21 protein-coding genes, 1 tRNA gene and 1 pseudogene are annotated in these 25,665 nt (G+C 74.3%); 13 read left to right on the forward strand and 10 right to left on the reverse strand.

From position 1 onward, the window contains the following. Nucleotide 1 precedes the first annotated feature (1 nt). The 4 genes from BSZ37_RS03840 to BSZ37_RS03855 all read right to left on the reverse strand — a co-directional run bounded on the left by BSZ37_RS03840 (nucleotide 2) and on the right by BSZ37_RS03855 (nucleotide 6,266). Nucleotides 2-2,524: a serine/threonine-protein kinase gene (locus tag BSZ37_RS03840; protein WP_095509270.1), complete on the reverse strand. Its 2,523-nt coding sequence runs from the start codon at nucleotides 2,522-2,524 to the stop codon at nucleotides 2-4. Nucleotides 2,525-2,657: 133 nt separating this feature from the next. Beyond that, on the reverse strand, nucleotides 2,658-4,751 hold the full coding sequence (locus BSZ37_RS03845) for a M3 family metallopeptidase (RefSeq protein ID WP_342761213.1): 2,094 nt from the start codon (nucleotides 4,749-4,751) through the stop codon (nucleotides 2,658-2,660). Nucleotides 4,752-4,935: 184 nt separating this feature from the next. Next, nucleotides 4,936-5,823, reverse strand: coding sequence for a DUF5715 family protein (locus BSZ37_RS03850; protein WP_095509272.1), 888 nt, complete (start codon nucleotides 5,821-5,823; stop codon nucleotides 4,936-4,938). Between the two features lie 74 nt (nucleotides 5,824-5,897). Further along, nucleotides 5,898-6,266, reverse strand: coding sequence for an FKBP-type peptidyl-prolyl cis-trans isomerase (locus tag BSZ37_RS03855; RefSeq protein WP_095509273.1), 369 nt, complete (start codon nucleotides 6,264-6,266; stop codon nucleotides 5,898-5,900). A 566-nt stretch (nucleotides 6,267-6,832) separates the two neighbouring features. On the opposite strand from BSZ37_RS03855, the gene BSZ37_RS03860 reads away from it, so the two are divergent. Further along, nucleotides 6,833-6,919, forward strand: a tRNA-Ser gene (locus BSZ37_RS03860). 321 nt (nucleotides 6,920-7,240) lie between these two features. Here the strand turns inward: BSZ37_RS03860 and BSZ37_RS03865 are convergent. The 3 genes from BSZ37_RS03865 to BSZ37_RS21815 are packed head-to-tail and all read right to left on the reverse strand — an operon-like array spanning nucleotide 7,241 to nucleotide 11,077. Continuing rightward, nucleotides 7,241-8,143 (reverse strand): hypothetical protein, encoded by a 903-nt coding sequence (locus BSZ37_RS03865; RefSeq protein WP_095509274.1) that lies wholly within the window; start codon nucleotides 8,141-8,143, stop codon nucleotides 7,241-7,243. A 39-nt stretch (nucleotides 8,144-8,182) separates the two neighbouring features. Continuing rightward, the gene (locus BSZ37_RS03870) at nucleotides 8,183-9,010 is read right to left on the reverse strand and encodes a hypothetical protein (protein WP_095509275.1); all 828 of its coding nucleotides are present in this window, start codon (nucleotides 9,008-9,010) and stop codon (nucleotides 8,183-8,185) included. Nucleotides 9,011-9,049: 39 nt separating this feature from the next. Next, the gene (locus BSZ37_RS21815) at nucleotides 9,050-11,077 is read right to left on the reverse strand and encodes an Ig-like domain-containing protein (protein WP_179299462.1); all 2,028 of its coding nucleotides are present in this window, start codon (nucleotides 11,075-11,077) and stop codon (nucleotides 9,050-9,052) included. A gap of 82 nt (nucleotides 11,078-11,159) precedes the next feature. Between BSZ37_RS21815 and BSZ37_RS03880 the strand changes: the two genes are divergently transcribed. From BSZ37_RS03880 to BSZ37_RS03885, 3 genes and pseudogenes are all read left to right on the forward strand, one after another. Continuing rightward, the gene (locus tag BSZ37_RS03880; RefSeq protein ID WP_095509276.1) at nucleotides 11,160-13,331 is read left to right on the forward strand and encodes a BTAD domain-containing putative transcriptional regulator; all 2,172 of its coding nucleotides are present in this window, start codon (nucleotides 11,160-11,162) and stop codon (nucleotides 13,329-13,331) included. Nucleotides 13,332-13,597: 266 nt separating this feature from the next. Further along, nucleotides 13,598-13,942 (forward strand): annotated as a pseudogene (locus BSZ37_RS22835) (DinB/UmuC family translesion DNA polymerase); the annotation flags it as partial. A 50-nt stretch (nucleotides 13,943-13,992) separates the two neighbouring features. Beyond that, nucleotides 13,993-14,235, forward strand: a complete 243-nt coding sequence (locus tag BSZ37_RS03885) for a hypothetical protein (RefSeq protein ID WP_095509277.1) — start codon at nucleotides 13,993-13,995, stop codon at nucleotides 14,233-14,235. A 207-nt stretch (nucleotides 14,236-14,442) separates the two neighbouring features. Here the strand turns inward: BSZ37_RS03885 and BSZ37_RS03890 are convergent, their stop codons facing one another. Continuing rightward, complete coding sequence (locus BSZ37_RS03890) at nucleotides 14,443-14,715, reverse strand: GlsB/YeaQ/YmgE family stress response membrane protein (protein WP_245838596.1); 273 nt, start codon at nucleotides 14,713-14,715, stop codon at nucleotides 14,443-14,445. Between the two features lie 748 nt (nucleotides 14,716-15,463). Continuing rightward, the gene (locus BSZ37_RS03895; protein WP_095509278.1) at nucleotides 15,464-15,703 is read right to left on the reverse strand and encodes a hypothetical protein; all 240 of its coding nucleotides are present in this window, start codon (nucleotides 15,701-15,703) and stop codon (nucleotides 15,464-15,466) included. Nucleotides 15,704-16,048: 345 nt separating this feature from the next. On the opposite strand from BSZ37_RS03895, the gene BSZ37_RS03900 reads away from it, so the two are divergent. The 8 genes from BSZ37_RS03900 (at nucleotide 16,049) to BSZ37_RS03930 (ending at nucleotide 23,651) form a co-directional block, all read left to right on the forward strand. Then, entirely contained in the window at nucleotides 16,049-16,309 is a 261-nt protein-coding gene (locus BSZ37_RS03900) for a hypothetical protein (protein ID WP_095509279.1), read from the forward strand. 220 nt (nucleotides 16,310-16,529) lie between these two features. Beyond that, nucleotides 16,530-17,987, forward strand: coding sequence for a TolC family protein (locus BSZ37_RS03905; RefSeq protein ID WP_095509280.1), 1,458 nt, complete (start codon nucleotides 16,530-16,532; stop codon nucleotides 17,985-17,987). Between the two features lie 70 nt (nucleotides 17,988-18,057). Beyond that, a complete protein-coding gene (locus tag BSZ37_RS03910) occupies nucleotides 18,058-19,488 on the forward strand; it encodes an HlyD family secretion protein (RefSeq protein ID WP_095509281.1) in 1,431 nt (476 codons plus the stop codon). A 55-nt stretch (nucleotides 19,489-19,543) separates the two neighbouring features. Continuing rightward, complete coding sequence (locus BSZ37_RS03915; RefSeq protein ID WP_095509282.1) at nucleotides 19,544-20,278, forward strand: ABC transporter ATP-binding protein; 735 nt, start codon at nucleotides 19,544-19,546, stop codon at nucleotides 20,276-20,278. Between the two features lie 129 nt (nucleotides 20,279-20,407). Then, nucleotides 20,408-20,536 (forward strand): hypothetical protein, encoded by a 129-nt coding sequence (locus BSZ37_RS22615; RefSeq protein WP_281253009.1) that lies wholly within the window; start codon nucleotides 20,408-20,410, stop codon nucleotides 20,534-20,536. A gap of 222 nt (nucleotides 20,537-20,758) precedes the next feature. Continuing rightward, nucleotides 20,759-21,400, forward strand: a complete 642-nt coding sequence (locus BSZ37_RS03920; RefSeq protein WP_095509283.1) for a MarC family protein — start codon at nucleotides 20,759-20,761, stop codon at nucleotides 21,398-21,400. A gap of 41 nt (nucleotides 21,401-21,441) precedes the next feature. After that, nucleotides 21,442-22,014 (forward strand): hypothetical protein, encoded by a 573-nt coding sequence (locus tag BSZ37_RS03925; RefSeq protein ID WP_095509284.1) that lies wholly within the window; start codon nucleotides 21,442-21,444, stop codon nucleotides 22,012-22,014. A gap of 86 nt (nucleotides 22,015-22,100) precedes the next feature. Then, nucleotides 22,101-23,651, forward strand: coding sequence for a beta-N-acetylhexosaminidase (locus BSZ37_RS03930; RefSeq protein WP_095509285.1), 1,551 nt, complete (start codon nucleotides 22,101-22,103; stop codon nucleotides 23,649-23,651). On the opposite strand, the gene BSZ37_RS03935 is transcribed toward BSZ37_RS03930, so the two are convergent. Continuing rightward, the gene (locus tag BSZ37_RS03935) at nucleotides 23,652-24,407 is read right to left on the reverse strand and encodes a winged helix-turn-helix domain-containing protein (RefSeq protein ID WP_095509286.1); all 756 of its coding nucleotides are present in this window, start codon (nucleotides 24,405-24,407) and stop codon (nucleotides 23,652-23,654) included. 150 nt (nucleotides 24,408-24,557) lie between these two features. Between BSZ37_RS03935 and BSZ37_RS03940 the strand changes: the two genes are divergently transcribed. Continuing rightward, nucleotides 24,558-25,550: a hypothetical protein gene (locus BSZ37_RS03940; RefSeq protein WP_095509287.1), complete on the forward strand. Its 993-nt coding sequence runs from the start codon at nucleotides 24,558-24,560 to the stop codon at nucleotides 25,548-25,550. The last annotated feature ends 115 nt before the right edge of the window (nucleotides 25,551-25,665 follow it).

The following is a 25,665-nucleotide window of genomic DNA, read 5'->3' on the forward strand; positions in this document are numbered from 1 at the left end:
GCTAGCCCGAACTCCCCTCCGCGAGGGCCGCTCGCCGCTCGGCGACGGCCCTCGCGTCCGTTTCACGGCCGGCCCCGCGCAGGGCCGTCGCCAGCTTCTCGAGCAGGGCGAGGTGGAAAGCTCCGCCCGGCTCTTGCTCTCGGAGCTTGGCATCGACGTCACGGACGATCGGTAGCCCCCTGTCGACGCGGCCGGTCTCGATGAGGGCGAGCCCCCACCCGGCTCGCGCCTGGAGGGTCCGCACGTCGTCAGATCCGAGCTGGTCGGCGAACGAGGCCGCTCCGTCTTCGAGGAGTGGGGCCGCCTCGGCCGGCCGGCCGAGCTGGCGGAGCAGGCCGCCGAGCGCGACGCGCGTGTACTCGGTCCAGAGGTGGTCGCTATCCAACGTCGATCGCTCGAAGGCCTCAAGCGCTTCGCGGTAGTGCCGTTCGGCGAGGTCCGGGCGTTGGGTGTGGTAGAGGACGGCTAAGGTGTAGAGGCTCGTGGCTGTCCGGTAGTCCCCGTGGCCGTACGCACGTTCGTACGTGCGGAGTGCCTCTTCGTGGAGCGTCGCCGCGCGGGCCGTGTCCCCGGTAGCGAGGAGCGTCTCGGCGTACCCGTACAGTGCCTCGGCCGTGCGCGGGTCTCCGGGGCCGAACGATGCCGTCGCGAGGTCGACGGCCTGGCGGTAGGCCCGGAGTGCGTCGGTGGGGCGGTCATCGGCGAGCACGCTGCCGATGCCGGTGAGCGCAGACACGCGGAGGCCGGGGGCGTCTGCAATATCGAGGGCTGAGCGGTAGAGGACCTCGGCTGCGGCGGAGTCGTTGCGGCGGTAGCGGACGCCCCCCAGAGTGACCTGGGCCCGGGCGAGGCGGTCGCCGTCGTCCGTGTCCTGTAGGAGCGCCACAGCCTCCTCGCCGGCCTTGATCGCCTCGTCGTACCGGCGCTGCTCCGTGAAGGACTCGGCGAGCAGCGTGAGCGGCGCCGCGAGGTCCGGGTGGTCCGCCCCCTGCACGCGGCGGCGGACGGCGACGGCGCGGCCGAGCACGGAGTCGGCCAGGGCGAACTCGCCGAGGCTGACGCCGAGGCGGCCGAGGCCCTCCAGCAGCGACGCCTGCACGAGCGGCTGGCCGTCGAGCGCGGCAGCCTGGCGGAGGCCCGGTGCCAGGAGGTCGGCCGGGCGGAGCTCGCCGCCCTCGAGCTCGACCGGGTCGACGGCCTCGAACATGCCGAGGATGTAATCGAGCGTGGCGTTCGCACGCGTCGCCTCGCGGGCCGTCTCGCGGGCCTGCCACAAGACGGCCGCCGCCCCACCGACGAGCGCGACGACCAGCGCCGCCGCGGCGGCCACGCCAGCCCGGTGCCGCCGCACGAACCGCGACGTGCGGTAGCCAAGCCCGTCGCCCCGCGCCTCGACCGGGCGGCCCTCGACGTGCCGGCGGAGGTCGGCCGCGAGTTCGCCGGCGGTGGCGTAGCGTCGGTGCGGCTCCTTCCGCAGCGCCTTCAGGACGATGGCGTCGAGGTCGCCGCGGAGCGTCTTTGGGGGGGCCGACCACGCCCCCGAGGCGGCCGGCCTCGGCGTGCCACTCGTGGGGGTCACGGCCGTGCTCGGCCGCGTCGGCTGGGACTCGCGGACGACGCGGGCGACCTCCGCCAGCGCCCGGCTGGGGAACGAGTACGGCCGGCGTCCGACCAACAGTTCGTACAGCATCACGCCGAGCGCGTAGACGTCGGTCGCGGCGGTGACCGGCTCGCCCTCAACCTGCTCCGGGGCCGCGTAGGCCGGTGTGAGCGCGGCTCCCGTCCGCGTGAGGACATCCTCGTCGTCCTCGTCGAGCGCCTTGGCGATGCCGAAGTCGAGGAGCTTGACGTGTGGCACGCCCGTCTCGTCCTCGGTCACGAACACGTTCGACGGCTTTAGGTCCCGGTGGACGATCAGGAGCCGGTGGGCGTGGGCGACGGCGTCGCAAGCGTCGAGAAAGAGCGCCAGCCGGGCGCCGAGGTCGAGGTCGTGGGCCGCGGCGTAAGCCGTGATCGGCTCGCCGTCGACCCGCTCCATGATGAAGTACGGCCGGCCGTCGGGCGTGACGCCGCCGTCGAGGAGCCGCGCGATGCCGGCGTGGTCGAGCCGGGCCAGCACGCGCCGCTCGCGCGCGAACCGCCGCGCGGACTCCTCCGACGCCTTGCCCGACTGGACGAGCTTGAGCGCGACCGTCTTCTCGAACGACCCGTCGACCCGCTCGGCGGCGTAGACGACGCCCATCCCACCGCGCCCGAGCTCATGGAGGACGCGGTACCCGCCGACGGCCTCGACCTCCGGAGGCGCCGTGTCCAGCAACCCGCCGACGCCGCCGTCGAGGAGGGTGTGCGAGCGCTCGTCGAAGGCGAGGAGGTCCTCGACCGCGAGGCGGAGCGCGTCGTCGCCGTCGCAGGCCTCGGCCACGAATGCCGGCCGGTCCTCGGGCGCCACCTCGTACGCCTCCCCGGCGATCTCGAGCGAGCGCCGGAGACGCTCGGCGGCGGGCGTGGGGGCGGGGTCGGGCATGGTCCGTGTCAGGGACCCGCAGTATCGCGATCGCCGCCGAAACCGCCAACCGCCCCGAACGATCGCGGCCCCGCCCGCCTCGACGCCGAGGCGGGCGGGGCCGGGGGGCCTCCCTGCGGCGTGCCCCGGCGACCTACTCGGTGCCCTCGGGGACCGGGAACCCGCGGTCGCGCATGAGCGGCGCGATGTCGGCGTCGCGCCCGCGGAAGAGGCGGTACGCCTCGCCCGGGTCGATCGCGTTGCGCGGCGCGAAGAGGTAGCGCACGAGCCGGTCGGCCATCTCGGCGTCGTAAAAGCCGCCCGGCGCCTCCGCGAAGGCCTCCGCCGCGTCGCTCGTCAGGACGTCGGCCCAGAGGTACCCGTAGTAGCCCGTCGCGTACCCCTCGCTCGAGAAGACGTGCGCGAAGTGGGGCGTCCGGTGGCGCATCACGAGTTCGCTCGGCATCCCGATCTCGGCGAGGTACTGGCGCTCGAACGCGTCGGGGTCCACGTCGCCCGGGTTCTCCATCGTGTGGAGCTTCATGTCGACAAGCGAGCTCGCGAGGTACTCGGTCGTGGCGAAGCCCTGGTTGAACGTCGCCGCCCGGCGGATCTTCTGGACCAGCTCGTCCGGGATCGGCTCGCCCGTCTCGACGTGGACGAGGTACCGCTCGATCACCGGGTCCGTCAGCAGCCACCGCTCCAAGAGCTGGCTCTGAAACTCGGTGTAGTCGCGCACGCCGTTGTCGAGCGTCGGGTACGCCACGTTCGAGGCGAGGAAGTGGAGCGCGTGGCCGAACTCGTGGAACAGCGTCTCGGCGTCGTCCAGCGAGATGAGCACGGGTTCGCCCGGGGCGCCCTTGACGAAGTTCGAGTTGTTCGAGGCGAGGACCGTCTCCAGCCCGTCGAACGTCGTGTGCGAGCGGTAGGTCGTGGCCCACGCGCCCGACCGCTTCCCGGGCCGCGCGAACGGGTCGAGGTACCACAGCCCGACGTGGTCGCCGCTCTCGCGGTCGGTCACCTCGTAGACCGTCACGTCCGGGTGGAACACCGGGACCGAGCCCTCGGGGACGGGCTCGAAGGCGTAGCCGAACAGCTCGCCGGCCACGTAGTGGAGCGCGTCGGTGAGGTTGTCGAGCTGGAGGTACTGCTTGACCTCGTCGGAGTCGAGGGCGTAGCGGTCCTGGCGCACCTTCTCGGCGTAGTACCGGTAGTCCCACGGTTCGATGGTGACGCCGTCGCCGCGCTCGTCGGCGACGGCCTGCATGTCGGCGACCTCCTCCTCGACGCGGGCGACGGCGGCGGGCCAGACGGCCATGAGCAGGTCGAGGGCCCGCTCGGGCGTCTCCGCCATCCGGTTCTCGAGCCGCCAGCTCGCGTAGTTGTCGTAGCCGAGGAGCCCGACGCGCTCGTCGCGGAGCGCCAGAATCTCGGCGATGAGCGCGTTGTTGTCGTGCTCGCCGCCATTGTCGCCGCGGTCGTAGTACGTCCGCCAGACGCGCTCGCGGAGGTCGCGCTCGTCGGAGTACGTCAGGAAGGGGTCCATGGAGGACCGCGTGTTGGTGATGGCGTACTCGCCGGGGCGCCCGCGCTCCTCGGCCGCCGCCGCGGCCGCCTGGACGAACGAGGCCGGGAGGCCCGAGAGCTGGCTCTGGGTGATGTAGGTCACGTAGCCCTCCTCATCCGCCAGGACGTTGTTGCCGAACCGGGTGTGGAGCTCGGCGAGGCGCTGGTCGATCGCGGCGTAGCGCTCCTTCGCGTCGCCCTCGAGCGTCGCGCCGTTGCGGGCGAACCCGTCGTAGACGAGCTCGACGAGCCGGACCTCGTCGTCGCGGAGGCCGAGCGACTCGCGGTCCTCGTAAACGGCGCGGACGCGGTCGAAGAGGGCGGCGTTCTGGGTCACCTTCGAGCTGTACTCGGCGAGCCTCGGCGCCAGCCGGCCCTGGATCTCGCGGAACTCGGGCGACGAGAGGTTCGACGACCAGATGCCGTAGTACGTGAACGCGCGCTCGATGGGCTTGCCGGCCCGCTCCATCGCCACGATCGTGTTCTCGAACGTCGGCGGCTCGGGGTTCTGGGCGATGGCGTCGATCTCGGCGAGATGCGCGGCCATGCCCGCCTCGATGGCCGGCTCGAGGTCGTCGAGCGCCATCCGGTCGAAGGCCGGGACGCCGCCGTAGGGGCCGGTCCACTCCTGGAGCAGCGGGTTCGTCTGGAGGATGTCCGCAGTGGCGGAATCAGTCGTCATCGAGTCGGGGGCCTCGGTGGGGGAGGAGGAGGCGCAGCCGGCGAGCGCGAGGGCGCCGGCTGCGGCGAGAACGGGGAGACGCATGCGGGAGAGGAATGGATCGGTGGAGAGTACGCGAGGCGGTGGGCCCGGCTCCGCCCGCCTCGGCCCTTCGGCTTCGCTCAGGGGAGCCGCCGAGGCGGGGCTAGGCGAGCGGCCGGGCGACGGTCACGTGGAAGCACGGCTGGCGGACCTCGCGGAGCGCGAGCAGCACGCCGTCGTCTTCGAGGTCGACGAGGGCGCGGCCGAGGAGCGCCTCCAGGCGGTCGGCGTGCTCGGCGGCCATCCGCTCGCCCCAGGCGCGCTCCTCGGCGTCGAGCTGGGCGGCGAGCCACAGCTGCGCGAGCGTCGAGAGCTCGTCCGGCATCTCCGGGCGCTCGACGGTGCCGTAGCCGGCGTCGCCGTCGAACCGGTACCGCGTGTAGGCGATGTCGAACGTCGTCCCGTACTCGTGGCTCGACCGGCCGCGCGCCGCGTTCGCGTTGACGCCGCGGAGCCGGTTCTGGTGCTCGGCCGTCCGGAACGCCGACGAGACGACGAAGCGGAACGGCGGAAGCCCGGCCTCCTCCAGCCGCTCGTGGAACCGCTCGCCGATGGCGTCAAGCGCCGCGAGCGCGTCGGGCGTGAGCGGGCCCGTCCGCCAGCGCATCGTGTAATACGGGCTCTGCTCATCGAGCGGGCGGAGGCCATCGGCGAAGGCGAGCGCCGAGTCGGTCGGGACCGGAGCTACGCCAAGGCGGGCGGCCGTGGACACGTGGGCGCGGTTGAGCGACCGCCGGAGCTGGCCCGTCTCACGCACGGAGAGCGTGTCGACGGCTTCGACGTCGGCCTCGCGCGCCGCCAGCGCGGCGGCGAACTCCGTCCGGACCTGCTCGACGGCTTCCCGTTCTGCCTCACTCAGCGACGCCTCGACCGACAGCGGCACCGCCACCGACGGCGACGACCCCGCCCAGCCGACGACGGCGACGACGAGCGAGAAGAACACGGCGAGGGCGGCGACGGTGCGGGCGGCGGAGCGGGTCTCGGAGGGCATGCAGACAGACAATCATGAGCTGTCTGGGTAACGGGTGTGACCTATGTGTCCGTGCCCCTCGGGCGGCCCTCGCGTTACCGGATATCGAGGATCGTCACGTCGAACGTCAGCGTCGCGTTCGGCGGGATGATCACCTCGCCGGTGTTCGGGTTCACGACGCCGCCCGCGCCATATGCCTGCTCTGGCGGAATGACGAGCGTCTTGCTCTCGCCGATCATCATCCCGAGGAGGCCGTCGTAGAACCCGGAGATCAGGCCCGGCTGCCCCGGGGCCGCCTCCCGAACGACGAACTCCGCCCCAGCGCTGGAGTCGAACACGTCCCCATTATCGAGACGGCCTTCGTAGGCCACGAGGACCGTGACGCCGTCCTCGACGACGCTCGGGCTGGAGTCGCACGCGGCGACGGCGAGGACGAGGAGGGAGAGGAGGGCGAGTCGGTGCATGGAGATCGGTTGGGTGTGCCGACCAAGCTACCGAGGCCGTCCGCCGACGGGTCCGAATTGCCCGTGGCCGGTCGGAATCGCCGGGTGAAGAGATCGGAGAGAGGCGGGGTGCGGCATCGCACGCATCGCCTTCCGTCTCTGCTCCTACTCTGATGCGTCCGCTTCTCGTCGGCCTCGGCCTTCTCGTCGCCCTTCCACCCTGGCCCAGGCGGGGCCGCCGACGCGATAAACGGGGTTGAGGCGCTCGCGACGGGGGACGCGCCGAGCCAGGGCACTGCGATGGTCGTCGACGACGTCTCAGCTGGGGTTCGCTGTAGGCCGGCGGCTCGGCCTGCCGGTGTTCTTCAGCGACCGCGAGTTCAGGCTCTGGCCCCGGCCCAGGACCTCCGATGCCACGTCGCTGGAACTGCCCGTCGTGGGCGACGCAGCGGCGAGCGCGGCGTTCGCCTCCGAGTAGGGGCGCGCCGCCGGTTCGGGGGTAGATTTGGCGAGACGCTCGAGTCGGCGTCTCGCCGGTTGATGCCCGTCCTTCGCGGCGTGCGAACGGCGGACCTGTCTCCCGCACCGGAGAGGTGGCAGAGTGGTCGAATGCGCCGGTCTTGAAAACCGGAGTGCCCTCACGGGTACCGTGGGTTCGAATCCCACCCTCTCCGCTACAGGGTCCCAATTCTGGCCATTGAGTGCTGAAATCGAGGCCTGTGCTTGTTGGGCTGCCGGAAATACTGCCGGTTCCGTCGTGAACTGGACGTCGACGTGCGCACGGTCCTCCCCGTGCTGGCGGGGAGAGGTCCTCCTCGACGCGGTCGGGCCTTCGTCGGCCGCCCCTCGGGCGCCCGCGCCTGGCGCGCTTGGCTGACCTGGGACGGGCCCGACTGACTCCCGATCGTGGCGGTTCGAGGGGGCCTGCCGGGCTCATGTGGCCGGGCCCGCTCGCAGAATCGGATCAGGCGCGTCGGCCTGGGGCGGCCAGTCCGCTACTCGTCGCTGACGGTGAACGGGACGTACATCCCCTTCCCGACCGGGTCCGGCACCTCGGCGACCCAGGCGTAGTCGCCGGGCTCGAACGTGGCCGTAAAGTAGGCCGTCGAGCCGGCCGGGGCCTCGTGGGTGCCGCCGAGGAAGGTGACCGGCGGGGGCGTGTCGAGCCCGTCGCGGCTACTCCAGTCCATCCAGGCCCCGAGCGCGTCGGGATCGACCTCGTCGTCGAGCCTGGCGAGGTGGACGTCGTGGCCGAGGAAGTGCTCGTGGGGCCCCTGGTCGCGGTACGCCACGGCGACCGTGTGGACGCCGGGTGCGGGCGGGTCGCCGGCCTCGATGCCGTCGGCCGAGACGGCCAGCCGGTAGGTCGGCTCGGGGGGCGGGGCCCCGGTCGGCGCGCCTGTCACGGTGATCTGGTGGGCCATCGGATGGAAGGCCCCGTTCGTCTTCACGTAGCACTCGACGACGTAGGTCCCCGGGGCGAGGTCGAGGGTGGCCTCGGCGACGTGGCCCGGCGACAGGAGCCCGGGGCCGCCGACGTAGACGGCCCCGCCGTACCACTCGGGGAGCCGGGCGAACACGGCCCCGGCCCCCTCGGCGTCGCCGTCGTAGAGGCGCTCGGCGCCCTCGACGAAGACCGGGACGACGTCGCGGAGCTGGTCCTCGAGGGTGTACCCGTCGGGGAGCCGGTTGACGAGGGCGAAGTGGGTGACGGCGTCGCGGTTGTCGAGGCGGATCGTGGTCCACCCGGGGCGGAGGGTGTCGGGGCCGGCGAAGGCCATGTCCTGGGTCACGAGCTCGGCGACGACGGGCCCGTCGGGCGGGGCCTCGGCCGGGGCGTCGGGGGCGTCGGCGCAGGCGACGAGGGCGAGGGCGAACAGCGAGATGACGAGGCGCATGGGATAAGGGGATCGGGACATGGGGTGAGGGGGAGGCCCTCAGCGGCGCTCCTCGAACAGGACGATAAGCGGCGTCGACCGCATCCCCTCGGCCCGTTCCCACGCGGCCTCGGTCGGGACGAGCAGGAGGAGGAGGGCGTCGGCGCCCGGCCGGCCGGCGGCCCGGCGCGCGGCCTCGACGGCGCCCGGCGCGTAGTCGACGGCGAAGACCCCGTTGATGACGAAGGGCTCGCCGGGGACGAGGTGGTCGACGGCCCCGAGCGGCCACCCCGGCAGGTCCGGGTCGCGGGGCAGGAACCGATCACCCGGGCGGAGCGGCCCCGACGTGAACCGCTCGACGACGTGGTCGTCCTCGACGCGGGCGGCGAGGAGGGCTAGCGGCGGCACGTCGCCGGTGCCCTCGACCGTGAGGAACCGGCCGAGGGCCGCGAGCGGCTGGCCGTCGAACGAGACGCAGTCGGGGACGGAGAGGGCCACGGCGGCGTCCGAGGCGGGCGGCCCCGACGTCCGCTCTCCGACCCAGGACCGCGTCAGCTCTCCGTCGCAGTGGTTCCACCGGCCCTCGAAGCGGCCGGCCTCAGAGAACGCGAACCGCAGCCGACCCCAGTAGGCGGTCCCCCCGCGGACGTCGGGGCACTGGCGCGCCGAGCGTGGCTCGTACCAGGTCCCCTCGAGGACGCCGTCGCGGAGCGTCCCCTCGAGGCGGGAGCCCCCGTCGTGGGCGTAGGTCCCGCTGACGGACGGGCCCTCGGAGTGGAGGGTCATCGCACCATAGGTCGTCGCCCACGTGCCGTCGACGGCGGTTCCGGGCTGTGCGGCGACGGGGAGGACGAGGAGGGCGGCGAGGAGGAGCGCGAGGCGGGGCATGGGATCGGAGGAGAACGGGACGGGGAGCGGCGGCGGGGCCTAGAGGCAGTGCTGGCCGTAGGTCGAGCCCGTGGGGATGGAGACCGGCACGAGCCGGCCGCACCCGGTCGCCGTCGTCGCCCCCGGCCGGAACTCGAGGCCGACGGCCGCGCCGGTCTGCGACGTCCCCGGGCCGAGGTCGGCGTGGGCGGGGTCGCCCGAGGCGGCCGTGAGGGTGAGGGCGGCGGGGTCGCCAATCGAGCCCCAGCTCGAACTGCCGGCCCCGTCGATCGCGACGTGGGTGAGTGTGCCGGTGCTCCGGAGCAGTTCGATCCCCTTCCACGCCCCGTCGTCACCCGCGAGGCGGATAGGGGCGGTCTCGGTGCCGGCGAGCGTGAGCACGCCGCCGGTGACGCCCAGCCCGATGTCGCCCTGGAACAGGATCTCGACGCCGCGCCCGACGGTGAATGCGGCGCCGTCGACGGCCAGGCCCACGGGCGTGTCGGTGATGACGTACGGGACGCCGAGGTCCCGCCACTCCGTGTCCTCCGTGAGCACGGAGACGTACGCGTAGACGTCGACGACGTCGCGGCCGTTGCCGGTGTAGCTGGACGCCGCGTCGAGGTCGTCGGCGACGGTGGCCCGGACGTGGGCGGCGCCGAGGGCGTTGTCGGTGAGGGCGTTGCGCGCGAACCCGGGGAGCGAGACGCCCTCCATCGCCACGAGCCCGTAGCCGGCCCCGCCGCGGAGGGTCGAGTCCGTGACCCGGACGGCCGCGTCGGTGGCGACGAACACGTTCCCGGGCTCGACCGAGCCGGAGTGCGTGTCGCTCCCGCCCCCCTCGACGACCGTGTGGGCGAGGCGGTTGTCGGCCGCGGAGAAGACCCGGAGGCCGCGCCAGCTTCCCCGGCCGGCCATGGCCCCGGTGAGGACGACGGGCTCGGCGGCCGTCCCCTCGGCCCGGAGGCGCCCCCCGGCGGCGACCGTCATCGCCATGTCGTCCTCGAACGCGATCCGGACGCCGGCCGCCAGGCGGAGGTCGCCGTCCGGCCCGGCCACGTCGAACGCGTACCGGTCGGACTCCTGCTCGACGAGGTACCCGTCGCCCATCGGCACCCACGTCACGGCCCCCGTCACGTCGTCGGCGTCGACGGCCACGAGGTCGACGTCGTTGCCGTCGGCCGTCGACGTGGCGTCGAGGAAGTGGGCCTGGGAGGCGGAGACGTGGGCCGGGCCGGCCGCGTTCGCCGTATACCGGTTGCGGCCGTGGGCGCGGAGCGCGGCGCCCGACGCCATGCTCAGCCCGAACGCGCTCCCCTCGCGGAGCGTCGCGTCGAGGAGCGTCGACTCGGCCCCGCCCGTTATAAGCAGGTTGCCCCGCGTAATCGACCCCGAGAACGACCCGCCGCCGCCGTGCTCGATCGTGACGTGCTCGAGCCGGTTCTCGGCGTGGTCCGCACCGTCGAGCCAGACGGCGCCCCAGTGGCCGCGCCGGGCCTCGGTCCCGGTCAGGACGATGGGCTCGGTGGCCGTCCCGGCGGCCCGGAGGCCGCTGGCGGCGCCCCGGACCACGAGCGTGACGTCCTCGGCGAACGCGGCGCGGACGCCGGGCTCGATCGCGAGGAGCCCCTGCGTCGTGACGTTCCGCGTCACGACGTAGTCGACGCAGGCCGGCGGGTCGATCCAGTTCTCCCACGTGGCGCCGCCGCTCAGCACGCCGCCGGCCTCGCGGGGCGACGGGCAATCGGAGACGGTGATCTGGACGGCCGCGCTCCGGGTCGGGTCGGCCGTGCTCGTCGCCGTGATCCGGGCGGTCCCGGAGGCGACCCCCGTTACCCGGCCGGCCCCGTCGACGCGAGCGACGGCCTCGTCGTCGGACGCCCACGTGACGCCCTGCGGCGCCGACGCGGGCCGGACCTCGGCCTCGAGCCGGAGCGTCTCGCCCATGGCGACCTCCGCGACCGCGGCGACGATCTCGACGCCGGTGACGACAGAGCCGCCGGGGTCGGTGGGGCCCATCGAGTCGCACGCGACGAGGGCGAGCGCGAGGGCACACAGCGCGAGGGCGCGTGGGGCGGAGCGGGGCATGAGAGGGGAGGCAGGGGGGTGCGCCCGTGAGGTACGGGAGGGCTCTTGGCTGGTCGTTAGCCCCCTCTTAGTTTGGTCTTAGATGAGTGCCCCGTCACGAATCCGGTTGCTCGGCCCCGCGGACACGACGTGCCCGCGGGCGGCCACGCTCCTGGTCGGCCCAAAGCGGGTCGCGCTCCTCGCGTACCTCGCCCTCGCACGCCCCCGCGGCTTCCAGCGGCGCGACACGATCCTCCCCCTCTTCTGGCCCGACCACGGGCAGGCGGCCAGCCGGAACGCGCTGAGCAACCTGCTCTACCACGTCCGCCGGGGCCTGGGGCCCGGGGCCGTCGTCAACCGGGGGGCCGAGGAGGTCGGCCTGGACCCCGGTCGGCTCTGGGTTGACGTGGTCGAGTTCGAGGAGGCCGCCCGGCGGGGCGAGTTCGCCCGGGCCCTCGACCTCTACCGTGGCGACCTGCTCGAGGGGTTCTTCGTCCGCGGCGCCGCGCCCGAGTTTGAGCGGTGGCTCGACGACGAGCGGCGCCGGCTCCGGCGCCGAGCGAGCGAGGCCGCGTGGGCGCTGGCCGACGCCGCCGAGGCCGACGGCGACGCGCCGACCGCCCGCGCCGCCGCCCGCCGCGCGGCGGCGCTCGCCCCCCCCTCCGACGAGGCGCACGTCCGGCTGGTGGAGACGCTGGGGCGGACGGGCGACCGGGCCGGCGCGCTCGCCGCCCACGCCGCGTACTGCCGGCGGCTGACCGACTACCTCGGCCTCGGCCCGTCGGCGGCGGCCTCTGCGGCCGCAGCCCGACTCCGGCGGGCCGTCCTCCCGGCCGCCCGCCCGTCGCCCCCCCCCACGCGGCGGATCGCGGTCCTCCCGTTCCAGGCGCTGGGCGCCGACGCGCCGAGCGCGTTCGCCGACGGCGTCCAGGTCGGGCTCATGGCCCGGCTCTCGGCCGTCGGCGGCCTTGACGTCATCTCGCGGACGTCGGTCCGGCGGTTCGACCGGCCGGCGGCGGTCCCGGAGATCGCCGCCGCGCTCGGCGTGGGGTGGGTGCTTGAGGGCGAGGTCCTGGAGGGCCCCGCCGGGGTCCGCCTCGCGGTCCGCCTCGTCGACGCGCCGAACGACCGGCAGGTGTGGGCAGGCGACTTCCGCCGGCCGCTCGCGACCGAGGGCGTGTCCCAGATCCAGGCCGAGGTCGCGCGCGAGGTGGCCGGGGCGCTCCGCATCGAGGTCGGGGCCGCGCCCGACGAGCGGCCCCACACGCCGAGCCTCGACGCCTACCGGTTCTGGGCCGAGGGCCGGCGCCGGCTCGACGAGCGGACGGAGGCCGGCATGCGGGAGGCCGTCCGGCTGTTCCGCCAAGCGCTCGCCGCAGATCCTCAGTACCCGCTCGCCCTCGTCGGCCTGTCCGACGCGCTCGGGCTGCTCTACGACTACCGCCACGAGCCGGACCCGTCGGTGCTCAAGGAGGCCGAGGCCGCGGCCCGGCGCGCGCTCGCCGCGGCGCCCGACCTCGCCGAGGCCCACGCCTCGCTCGGGGCCCTCAGCGTGGCCCGCCGCGACGGCGTCGCCGGGCTCTACGCCTTCGACCGGGCCGTCGAACTCCGGCCGGACTACGCCGAGGCCCACAACTGGCGGTCCTACGCGAGCGCCATCCTCGGCCGGCCGGAAGACGCGCTCGCGAGCGCCCGCCAGGCCGTCGCGCTCGACCCGCTCTCCCCCGAGGCCGTGATCAACCTGGGGTTCGCGCTCCTCATCACGGGGGAACCCGAGGGCGCGCTCGCCGAGGCCCGCCGCGTCCGGGAGCTGAGCCCGGGCTTCGTGACCGGCGCGTTCTACGAGGGGCTCCCCCTGCTCGCGCTGGGCCGGCCCGCCGAGGCCGCGGCCGTGCTCGAGGGCGTCGAGGAGCCGTGGAGCGGCCTCGGCCCGCAGACGGCCCGGGCCGTCGCGCTCGCCGCCCTCGGCCGGTACGACGAGGTGCGCGCGGCGCTCGCCATGTTCGAGGCTGAGGGCGACGCGTTCGCCGCGGCCGTCGCCCACCTCGCCCTGGGGGACGTGCCGACGGGCGAGGCCGCCCTCGGCCGGGTCCGCGAGTGGGGCGCGTGGACGGCCGTCGCCGTCCACCACCTCTTCGGCCCGCTCTGGGCCACCCTCCCGCCCCGCACGCTCCGCGAGGCCAGGGCGCGCGCCGGTCGAGCCTGGGGGGCCGTCGGCGCCGGAGGGCGGGCGTTGGCGTTCCCCGGCGAGGTGGCGCCCTCCCGTGGCTCGTAGACCAAGGGCAGGGGCGGCCGGCGCACTCGCCTCCTGCCCTCCCGGGGCTCGGTAGCCGCGCCCGTTGCTTCGTCGGCCACCCCGACCGGGCGGCGTTCCTCAGCGGGCTCGACGTCCGGGACGTGTGAGACGTCGGCAATCGCGAAGCTCGCGGCCATGAACGACGAAGTCATGTGGCGGAGGCTCGACGTCGTCCCCTCCGGGCGGTCTGCGAGATCCGGGGCGTCCCGTGCGTCCGGGACGGGGGACGGGCCGAGCGGCAGACGATGGACCGGTCGCGGAGCTTCGGCGAGCCGGTCGAGGACCTCAGGACGATCCGGCGGGCCGTGGCGACGCACGCGGCGCGAGCGGCCGAGAAGCTCTGGGCCGGGAGGCTCGTGGCCGCGCGGGTCGGCGCGTCCTGCACGACAAAGGGATATGGCGACGGGCCCCACACATCGGGGGGGGTCGAGCGCGACCTCGCCGTGGCGCCGCCACGGACGCCCGACCTGCCCCGGGCCACGCTCCTCGTGCTCGGCCAGGCCTACGAGGCCCGCCACGCCGAGGGGCAGCCGTCCCCGTACTGGAAGGCCGGCGTCGTCCTCGGCGAGCCGAGGCGGGCGGGGACCGAGCAGAGGTCCCTCTTCGACGCGACGAACAGACGCCTCAGCAGGGCCGGCTCATGGACGCGGTCAACGCGTGTAACCGGGGGATCGGGAAGCGGGCCCTGGCCGTCTGGGGCAGCGAGGTCACGCCGGGGAGCTACGCCGGGACCTGGTACCTCTCGGGCGCCGCGGACGGTGGCCTCGGCGGTGACGATTACATCAGCTACACGTACACCGAAACGGGGGCGCTCACCTGCGACAGCCCGGGGTCCACCCTGGACGCCTTCGTGCTGTACCGCGGCCAGGTCCGCGTCCGGTAAGACCGGCGCCCGCTTCGAGGCGCCCCCGACGGCCCCGGCTGGCGGGGGCGCTCCGACGCGTGTCCCCCGGGTTGCCCCCGGCCTTCGCCTCCTCCGTCGGCCTGCTAGGCCGGCCCGACGACGCGGACGTAGACGTGGGCCGCTCGCGGGAGCCCGGCGCTCCGGAGCGCCCGGTGAGACCCCTCACCGGGCGCCCGACTGGCTCCGCTAGACGGCCCGACGGCGGCCCCTGAACAGGCTGACCACGAACAGGAGGAGGCAGGCCCCGACGAACGAGACCGCCACCGCCCCGAGGCTCAAGGAGTCCGTGAGGTCCGGGACCCCGACGAGTGGGCTGATGACGAGCCCGGCGAGGAAGGCCCCAATGATGCCCACGACGACGTTGAGGAGGATGCCCTGCTGGGCGTCGGTCCCCATGACCTTGCTGGCGGCCCACCCGATGAGCCCGCCGATGACGAGGAACAGGATGAAGTTGATCATCTCAGGGAGGGATTGAGGCGAGAGGCGGCCCCGAAGGGCCGGCTGGCCGGAAGGCCGAGCCCCCATTCAACTCGCCGCTCCCGGGCAGTTCCACCGAGGGACGAGACCCGGCGGACCCCTAGGCCCCTCCTGCCCCGGGGCACCGCGACGAGTCCGGGTGAGACCGCGCGCGCTCCCGGGTTTCGGGGGCCGCCCGGAGCCCTGAAGACGCCGGCCGTCGGCTCGGGCCCGGCCGCGACGGTGCATCGAAACAGGGCGACGGCCGCGACCGGAGCGCCGGATTGTCTCCCCGGGAATCCCGGAGATCGGGGCCGCGCCGGAACGGCCCGGCATAACAGAGTTAGAATGAGCCATCTCGTAGGCCGACACAGTCGGTCCTGGCAGGGGGAGGGCTAGGCTCTCCCTCCGCTCGGGCCTCGCGGGGTCGGCCTCCTTCCCCGGGCCGGCCCCGCCGTCGTTCGGGCCTGTCAGGCCGCCGCCGGCGGTCACAGAACGGCCCCCGAGCCCGCGGGGCCCGAGCGGTAGGGTCCGCACCGAGGCGTCCGCCCAAGCGAACGCGACTGTTCGCGTTCGACGTACGCCGAGTCGGGCCACGTACAGAGGCAACAAATCGGCGCAAGTGGGTTGAGATCGTACCGACACCGCCGATGAACCGACCGTCGGGGCGAACGACCGGCGGTGGTGTGCCGGGGGGTGCCTCGGGGACCGGGGCGCTCTTCTGGGGCGCCCCGATCCCGTTCGCAGCCGCTCACTGCGGGCTCGCCCGCCCCCCGAGCGCGACGCCCCCTACGCAACGCGACATCTCGACGGGCCGGCCGCCAAGACCGGCCCCGCCCGCTTGGTCCTCCACACAGACCCCGGCGACCTCCACGTACGCCGCCGTGGGCGGGGGACCGGGCTCGGCGGCCGGCAGGACGGCGGGGGCCAGCAGCGGGGCGGCCAGGGCACAGAGCCCGTCGAGGGCGACGAGGACGAGGAGGCGGCGCATGTGGTGGGGGTCCGCGGGTGGTGGGGTCGGACCGGCCCCCTGTCCAACCCCGTGCCGACGCCTCCCGGGACCGGTCTGCTTGGAGATCCGGTCACCCGAGCGTTCCGGCGAGGCGGCACGCCCCCCTCGCCGTCTCAGTTCGAGCCGCCCGTCGGAGGGTGCGATCGCCGACGAGGCAGGGACGCCGGCCGGCTACGGTCCGTGCGTCGCGTGGGGCCACGGAGTCGCGCTGGCGCCGATGGCGCGGGCCGACGTCGTCCCGTCGTACCCGTGCGGGTGGGTGACCGAGGCCGGCGGCGCCCCGGCACGCGTCTCCGTGCCTACGGGAGACCCCTCCCCGCTCCCATGGCCACGTTCGACAGAGACCCCGGCGTCCCCTTCCCGCACCGCATGCGCGCGTTCGCCGACGCGCTCGAGGCTGAGGGGCGCCCGACGACGGCCGCCCACGTCCGGGCCGCCGTCGACACCCACGAGATGTTCGTCGCCGAGGGCCGCCTCGGGGAGGGGCAAGCCCACCTCGTCCGGGCCCTGACCGGATTCGTCCCGGCACGAGTCCTCAAGGAGATCGAGGCCGGCCCCCATCAAGGCAACGCCGAGGCAGGGTAGGGCCTGCGGGCACGGACAGCGAAGGGTATCTCGGCGGCCCTCTCCCTTGCACGTGCGTGTCGGACCCGTTCGGTCTTAACCCGGTCCACCTCGCGGACCCACCCTCTCCGCCTCGGGCGGCCGTCGGCGGGCGGCCTGACGCGACGCCCGAGGCGGGCGATCTTGGTGCAACCCGCCGCCGGGCCGCCCGTCAAGCGACGCCGCCCCCCGACCCCGACCGATGCGCCTCGCCGTCTTCGCCGCCCTCGTCCTCGCCGCCCCCCTCCAGGCCCAGGACTCGACCGCGGTCACGCTCGCCGACGCCGTCCGCATCGCCGTGGACGAGAGCCCGGAGGTCCGCCGGGGCGAGGCGATCGGGCGGGGCGAGTCGGCGGCCGTCCGCGCCGCGCGCGCGGGCCGGCTTCCGACGCTCGACCTCCAGGTGGCGCCCCAACAGCGCTACGGCCTCGGGTTCGACCAGACGACGGGTGAGGTCGTGTCGCAGACCGTCGAGACCATGTCGGTCGGCGTTGGCGCGTCGCTGCCGCTCTACGACGGCGGACGGACGCGGTCGCTCGTCCGCGAGGCCGAGCTCCGGCGCCAGTCCTCCGAGGTTGGGCTCCAGCGGACGCGCCAGCAGGTCGCGCTCGACGTGGCCCAGCAGTTCCTCACGCTCTTGCTCGACCGCGAGATCGCTGGGATCGAGGCGGAGAACCTCGACGCGGCGCAGTCGCAGCTGGAGCGCGTCTCCGAGCTAGTCGAGGCCGGCGCCCGGCCGCGCGGCGACCTCTTCGCCCAGGAGGCCGTCGTCGCCCAGCGGCGGACGGCGCTCGTGGTCGCCCAGGGCGCCGTCGAGCGTGATGAAGTCATCCTGATCCAGCTTGTGGGGCTCGACCCGCTCGGGGCGTACCGGTTCGTCGGGCCCGACCTGGAGCGGCTGGAGGCGTCCGGCCTCCTCGACGCGCCGCTCGCGCCGCTCGTCGAGCTCATCGAAGCGGCCCGCGAGACGCGTGCCGACCGCCGCTCGCAGGAGCTGGCGATCCAGGCCGCGGAGGCGTCCGTGGGGAGCGCCCGCGCGGCCGGCCGGCCGTCGGTCACGCTCAGCGCGAACGCCGGGACCGGCTACTCGAGCCTCCAGCAGCAGGTCGTCGGCGAGCCCCCCGTGATCCCGGTGACCCTGGCCGACGGCTCGCCGATCCTCCTCGGCGGCCAGCCGCTCACGTTCCCAGGCGACCCGACGCTCGAGACGACGCCGGTCTTCAGCCAGTTCAGCGACAACCGGAGCGGGTCGCTCGGCCTCGTCCTTACCGTCCCCATCTTCGACCGGTACCAGACGCGGCGGGCGGTGGTCGAGGCTCAGATCCAGGCCGAGACCGCCCGGATCCAGCTCGACGCGCTCGACCGACAGGTCGCGGCCGAGGTCCAGCAGGCCGTCGTCGAGGCGCGGACGGCGCGGGCCCAGCTCGACGCCGCCGAGGCCCAGGTCAGGGCGGCCGAGGAGGCGCTCCGCGTCGAGGGCGACCGCTACCGCCTCGGGGCCGGCACGCTCTACGACGTGGCCGAGGCCCAGACCCGCCTCGCCGAGGCGCAGTCGCAGCGGGCGCAGGCGGCCTACGGGCTCGCCTTCCGCCGCGTCCTCGTCCGCCTCGCCGTCGGCGACACCGACCCGGCCGAGCTCGCCGCCCTCATCAGCGAGTGAGCGCGCCCCGCGTAACCTCGGCCCGCCGATCCCGTCCCACCCGCTGACCCGACCCACCCGTCCCCCCGCGATGTCCCCCACGAAGAAGATCCTGATCGGCCTCGGCGTATTGCTGGTCGTGTTCATCGGCGTCGCCGCGATGCTCGGCGGCGGCGAGGAGGGCATCGAGGTCGAGACGGCCGAGGCCCGCGTCCGGACGATCACCCAGACCGTGACCGCCTCGGGCACCGTGGCCTCCGAGGTCGAGGTGCCCATCTCGTCCGACGTCTCGGGTGAGATCATCTTCCTGGCCGTTGAGGAGGGCGACCGAGTGAACCAGGGCGACCTCCTCGTCCGCATCCAGCCGGACTTCTACGTGACCGAGGCCGAGCGGGCGCGCTCGCAGATCGCGACGGCCCAGAGCGGCGTCGGCGAGGCGCAGGCGTCGGTCGTCGAGGCCCAGCGGTCCGTCGAACAGGCCCGTGCCGACCTCGCCCGCGCGACCGCCGAGCGGGAGCGGGCCGAGCGCGCGCTCGAGCGCCAGCAGGACCTGTTCGACCGCGACGTGGCGCCGGCCATGGACCTCGAGGCCGCGCGCGGCGCGTTCGAGGTGGCCCGGGCCGCCGAGCAGGCCGCGCGCCAGGCCGTCTCCGGTGCCGAGGCCCGCGTCGGGAGCGCCCGCCAGCGCGTCCAGAGCGCGCAGACGCAGGTCCAGAGCGCCCGCGCCGGCGCCCGCCGCGCCAGCCAGGAGCTCGCGCGGACGGCCATCTACGCGCCGATGTCCGGGACCGTCAGCCAGCTCAACGTCGAGCTCGGCGAGCGCGTCGTCGGGACGGCCCAGATGTCGGGCACGGAGATCATGCGGATCGCCCGGCTCGACGCCATGACCATGGAGATCGACGTCAACGAGAACGACGTGGTCAACGTCGAGGTCGGCGACTCGGCGCGCGTCGAGGTCGACGCGTACCCGGACGAGGCCCTCGGTGGGGCGGTGGCCCAGATCGCCAACTCGGCGCGGATCCAGAACGCCGGGACGGCCCAGGCCGTGACCAACTTCCCCGTCGTCGTCCGGCTGGCCGCGGCGGGCGCCTCGGCCGAGGACGCCGAGCGCGCGCCCGAGGAGGGCGTCCCCAGCGCGCCCGGCCCCATCCTCCGGCCCGGCATGAGCGGGACCGTCGACATCTACACGCGGTCGGTGCCCGAGGCCGTCGTCGTGCCCATCCAGGCCGTCACCGTCCGCGACATCAACGAGGTCGAGCGGGAGCGCCGCCGGAAGGCTCGCGCGGGCGGCGACGAGTCGGCCGATCCCGACGCCGTGTCCGAGGAGGAGGACCTCCGCCGCGTCGTGTTCGTCGTGGAGGACGGCGCGGCCGTCATGCGCGAGGTCCGGACCGGCATCGCCGACGACACGCACATCGAGATCCGCGAGGGGCTCACGGGCGGCGAGACCGTCATCACGGGCCCGTTCCGCCTCCTCCGCACCGAGATCGCGGACGGGGACAAGGTCCAGAGCGACGACTAGCGAGACTCGCCTCCCTCCACCCGCCCGTTTTCGCACCCGTTCTCCCGCCCCCCGCATGGTCATCGACATCGCCGACGTCTGGAAGACCTACCGGATGGGGACCCAGGAGGTCCACGCGCTCCGGGGGTGTTCGCTGGCGGTCGAGCGCGGCGAGTACGTCGCCATCATGGGGCCGTCGGGCTCGGGCAAAAGCACGCTGATGAACGTGATCGGCTGCCTCGACGTGCCGACGAAGGGGACGTACGAGCTGGAGGGCCGCGACGTGGGGCGGCTCACCGACGACGAACTCGCGGAGGTCCGCAACCGCGAGATCGGGTTCGTCTTCCAGACCTTCAACCTGCTCCCGCGCCAGGACTGCCTGCAGAACGTCGAGCTCCCGCTCGTCTACGCCGGCGTCGGGCGCGCCGAGCGGAAGGAGCGGGCGACCGAGGCGCTCCGCCGCGTCGGGCTGGGCGACCGACTCGACCACAAGCCGAACGAGCTGTCCGGCGGCCAGCGCCAGCGCGTGGCGGTCGCCCGCGCGCTCGTCAACCGCCCGGCCATCCTCCTCGCCGACGAGCCGACGGGCAACCTCGACTCGACGACGTCGGAGGAGATCATGCGCCTGTTCGAACTCCTCTACCGCCAGGGCAACACGCTCCTCGTGGTCACGCACGAGGACGACATCGCCGCGCACGCCCGCCGCGTCGTCCGCCTCCGCGACGGCGTCGTCGAGACGGACGAGCCGGTCGCGGGACCGGCGCTGGCGGGCGTCTCCGAGGCCGAGTTGGAGGCGACGGCCGCGGCCTGACCCTGCCGCCTCGGTCGGCCCGCGAGACCGAGCCGCCGGCGTTTCTTTTGCTGCGCTTGTCGGCGCGGGGTGGGCGTCGTCTACCTTCGCCCGGTTCGATCCCCACATCCGACCCGGAGGGGTCCCGCCATGGGTGACAAGTCTCCCAAGTCCACGTCCAAGAAGACCCACCAGAAACAGAACGCGGCCGCCGCGGTGGCCGCGAAGAAGAAGGCGGCGCAGGACGCCAAGCACGTCGTGCCGCCCACCAAGAAGTAGGCACGGCCGCGGCGGAGGTCCCGACGGAGTGCGCGGCGGAAGGCCGAGGGGGACTGCCTCGGCGAGCGCGTCGGCCCGGGCGCCGTCGCGGGGTGAGGCGCCACGCAGTGCTCGCGGGGCGGAGGCCGGTGAACGGCCGATGAGTTCGGCGGGGCGCATGGAGTCGTCACGGGTTCTGGCCCGTTGTTGGCAGATCATCGGCCCTTCCCTACCGCCCGGTCCGTGCCCGACTTCGCCGCCGCCCTCGTCGCGGCCTTCCTCCCGCTCTTCGTCGCGATCAACATCCCCGGCATCCTCCCGCTCTACATCGGGATGACGGAGACGTTCACGAACGACGACCGCCGCCAGCTCCTCATCCGCGCGCTGCTCGCGGCGCTTGTGCTGGCCGTGCTCATGCTGTTCGCCGGGCAGGTCATCTTCGACACGCTCGGCATCACGCTCAACGACCTCCGCGTGGGCGGCGGCCTCATCCTGCTCGTGATCGCCGTGACCGACCTCGCCTTCGGCGACACGAAGGACCGGCGCGGCGGCAAGAAGAAGGACCGCGAGAAGCTGACCGACCGCGAGGAGGGCGAGCCGGTGGATCTGCCCGTCGTCCCGCTCGGCATCCCGCTCATCATCGGGCCGGGCGCCATCACGACGATCCTCATCACGGACGGGGCCTACGGGTGGCTCGTGACGCTCGCGTCGATCATCCTCAACATGGCCCTCGTGTTCGTCGCGTTCACGTTCGGGCCAGCGCTGCTCAAGCTGTTCGGACGGGGCACCTCGAAGGCCGTCGCGAAGGTGGCGAGCCTGTTCCTGGCGGCCATCTCGGTGGCGATGATCCGGGCCGGCATCCTCGGCATGATCGGGGCGAGTTGAGGCGCGCGGGAAGGGGATGAGGGATGAGGCGTAGGCGGCCCATGCCCCCTTCCTCCTCCCCCATCCCTCCGCTGCGCACCACCGAGGCCCGCTGGTTCCTGCGCGGCGAGACGCCGGCCGAGGTGGCGGCGTGGTTCGACGCGCTCGGCCCGCCCGTCGAGGGGTCGTCGCGGACGGACCGCTACCTCGCGCCCACGAGCGACGCGCTCGGCGTCAAGCTCCGCGAGGGACAGATCGAGGCCAAGCGCCTCGACGGCCCGGCGGGCACCCTGGACGCCGGCCGCGCCTCGGCCCCGCTCGAGACGTGGACGAAGTGGTCGTTCGCTCTCGCGGAGGACTCCGTACCAGAGGACGGCTGGGTCGAGGTTCGCAAAACGCGGCGGCAGCGGGAGCACGAGGCCGGCGGCGGGACGTGCCGGCTGGAGCTGTCCGAGGTGACCGTCGATGGCGACGTGTGGTGGTCGGTGTGCCTCGAGGCCGAGGGGCCGAGCGCCGGGGCCCGGCAGCGTGCGCTCGCGACGGCCGCCGCGCGCTGGCTCGGCCGGCCCGACGCGCCGGCGCTCCCGGCCGAGGCGGCGATGGGCTACCCGGCGTGGCTCCGCGCCGTCGGCTGAGCCCGCCTCGGCGCGCCGGCGGAGGCCCCGAGGCGGACGGAGCCGGGCGGCATGTCCGACATTAGGGCGTCGCCACCACGCACCCGATGCGCCCTCTCGCCCTCCTTGTCCTGGCCGTGACCGTCGCCCATGCGCAACCGCCGACGCCTGCGCTGATCCCGCTGCCGGCAGAGGTCGAGACGCGGGACGGGCCGCCGTTCGTGATGACGGACGCGACGCCGCTCGTGGTCGACCCCGGCGACGCCGAGGCTCGGCGCGTCGCCGGCGTGTTGGCGGCGCTCGTCGGCAACACGGTCGAGACCACGCCCCCGATCGTGGAGGCCGCGCCCGCGGGCGTCCCGGCCGTCCGCCTCCGCATCGACGCCGCGGCGGGCCACGGCGACGAGGGCTACGCGCTCGACGTCGCTTCCACCGGCGTCGACCTCGTGGCGAGCGCGCCGGCCGGGCTGTTCTACGGCGTCCAGACGCTCCGCCAGCTGCTGCCGGCCCGCGTCGAGTACGAGGCCGCGCTGTACGCGCCGCTCCCGGTCCCGGCCGTCCGCGTCGTCGACCGGCCGCGGTACGAATGGCGCGGGATGATGCTCGACGTGGCCCGCCACTTTTTCGAGGTCGAGGACGTCGAGCGCGTGATCGACCTCATGGCGCTCCACAAGCTCAACCGCCTCCACCTCCACCTGTCGGACGACCAGGGCTGGCGGATCGAGATCCCGTCGCGTCCCGCCCTCGCGCGCGTCGGGGGGCGGACCGAAGTCGGCGGCGGGCCGGGCGGGTACTACACGGTCGAGGACATCGCCCGGATCGTCCAGTATGCGGCCGAGCGGTTCATCACCGTCGTCCCCGAAATCGACCTGCCGGGGCACACGAACGCGGCGCTCGCGGCGATCCCCGAGATCAACTGCGACGGCCGCGCGCGCGCGCCGTACACCGGCACGAACGTCGGCTTCAGCACGGTGTGCGTCGAGCGGGAGGAGACGTGGGCGTTCGTCGAGGACGTCGTGGCGTCGCTGGCGGAGCAGTTTCCCGGCGAGACCATCCACCTCGGCGGCGACGAGGTCGAGGAGCTGACGGCGGATCAGTACGCCGCGTTCGTCACGCGCGCCCAGGCCATCGTGACGGCCGCCGGCAAACGGTACGCCGGGTGGGACGACGTGGCACACGCGGGCCTCGCGCCGGGCGCCGTGATCCAGGTCTGGCGCGCCCAGCGGGCGGACGTCGCCCGGCAGGTCGAGGCGGCCGTCGCCAACGGCGCCGCGCTCGTCCTCTCGCCGTCCGACCGGATCTACATCGACATGAAGTACGACGAGTCGACGGTCCTCGGGCTGACGTGGGCCGGCCTCAACGGCGTCCGCGACGCCTACGACTGGGACCCCGGGGTGCTCCTCGACGTGCCCGAGGCGGCCGTGCTCGGCGTCGAGGCGCCGCTGTGGGCCGAGACGCTCTCCACGATCCGCGACGTCGAGTTCATGGCGTTCCCCCGGCTGGCGGGCGTCGCCGAGATCGGGTGGACGCCGCAGACGGCCCGGTCGTGGGGCGGCTACCGCGCCCGCCTCGGCGCGTTCGGCCCGCGGTGGACGGCGCTCGGCGTCCACCACTTCCGCTCGCCCGAGGTCGACTGGACGCTCGGCGGCGTCGAGTAGTCACTCGCCGAACTGGGCGGCGGCGTAGAAAAAGACGGACTCCGCCGAGTCGGCCGCCGTGCTCCCGGTCGTCGTGTGCTCGGCCAGGACCGCGCCGCCGCGACGCACCGTCACCGCCAGTCGGACGTCGGCCTGCGCGGACCGGCCTCGGAGGCGAACCTCGACCGTCCCCGACCGGCGCTCCCCGAAGTCGACGGTCCGGGTGAAGGGGAACGACGCGATGGGCTCCTCGACCGGCGTGCCGTCGGCGCCCGTCGTCGTCACGCGGGCGTCGGCGATCGGGCCGGCCACGTCGACGCGGTACTCGACGCGGGTGGGGGCGGAGGGGCCGCGCCAGAGGACGGGCGCCACGACGAGGACGAGGGCGACCGCCAGCCCGAAGAGCACGAGCGCTCGGCGCTGGGACGCCGGGCCGGGGTCGGGAGGCTCCGCCTCGGCGACGTCGTCGGGCGGGTGGAGGCGGTAGCCGACCTTGGGGACCGTCTCGATGAGGCCGGCGCCGCGCGCGTCGTCGCCGAGCGCCTGGCGGAGCTGCGAGACGCACCGCGTCAGCGAGGCGTCGGTGACGACCACGTCGGGCCAGACGGTGTCCATCAGTTCGTCGCGCGTCACGACCTCGCCGGCCCGCTCCGCGAGGAGGACGAGGACGGCCACGGCCTTCGGCTCCAGGCGCACCGCTGCGCCGTCGCGCCGGACCTCGTTGGCGACGGGGTCGACGGTCCAGGGACCGAGGGCGAACGCGGTGGCGGGCGGCATCGGGTTGGCGGAGATGGGTGGAGGCTAGGCGTGGGAGGCGTCCCTCTGTCGGAGGAAGATCGGAGGTCGCGACCTCCGACGGACCTTCGAACGCCCTGAGGGCTCTAGCGGGCGATCGCGGCGATGCTCCGGCGTCCCACCCCACGCCCGATGAAGCCCGTCCTCCTGGCCCTCGTGCTCACCGCCACCGCGCCCCTGTCCGCCCAACCCCCCGCCGACCTCTGCCCGCCGCTCGCCGAGGCGGACCGGGTCGCGCTGGCGGAGGCCTTCCGCCTCGGCGCAGCCGTAGACCCGCTGCCCGGTTGGCACGACGCGCCGTCCGCCGTCCTGCTGGTCGCCGGCGACCGCGAGGTGCTCGTCCGCCACCCGCGCCCGCCGGACGGCTTCGCCCTCGCCGTCCCGTTCGACTCGCTCCTCGGCGGCCCGGTCTACGTCCGCGACCGGCAGTTCCAGCCGGACTTCCTCGCCACGTTCCCCGTCGGCGGCGTGCCGACGGTCGTCGTGGGCACGCCCGGGCAGACGGGCCTGGGGCCGACCGACTGGGTACTGACGCTGCTCCACGAGCACGTCCACCAGGTCCAGATGGCCCAGCCGGAGTATTTCGACGCCGTCGCTGCGCTCGGCCTCGCCCGCGGCGACACGACCGGGATGTGGATGCTGACCTACCCGTTCCCGTACGACGAGCCGGCCGTCGGCGAGCGGTTCGACGCCTACCGCACGGCGCTGGCGGACGCGCTGGCGGACCCGACGCCGGCGGCACTCGCGGAGGTCCGAACAACGCGGGCCGCGCTCCGCGACAGGCTGGGCCCGGCCGACGACCGCTACCTCGCCTTCCAGCTGTGGCAGGAGGGCGTGGCCCGGTACGTCGAGGTCCGGGGGGCCGAAGCGGCGGCCGAGGCGGGCGGGGCGCTCCCCGCCTTCCGCGCCCTCCCCGGCGCGGTCCCGTACGGAGTGGGCGCGGCCGGTCTCCGTGAGCAGGTCGCGAACCAACTCCGCGGGCTGGAGCTCGCGGGGGCGAGGCGGAACGTCGTCTACCCGGTCGGGGCGGCCGAGGCGCTCCTCCTCGACACGGCGCGGCCGGGCTGGCGCCACCGGTACCACGCCGAGCCGTTCGACCTCTCGCGCTACTGGGTCCGGCGCTGAGCAGGTCCGCCTCAGGACCGGGGGGATGGCTGGGGCTGTACCGGGCATCACGTGGCGCCGCCGAAAGCGCTTGCGCCCGGCCCGCACCACGGCGACCATGGGGAGGCCACCACGT

This window comes from Rubrivirga marina (genome assembly GCF_002283365.1).
Taxonomy (GTDB): Bacteria; Bacteroidota; Rhodothermia; order Rhodothermales; family Rubricoccaceae; genus Rubrivirga; species Rubrivirga marina.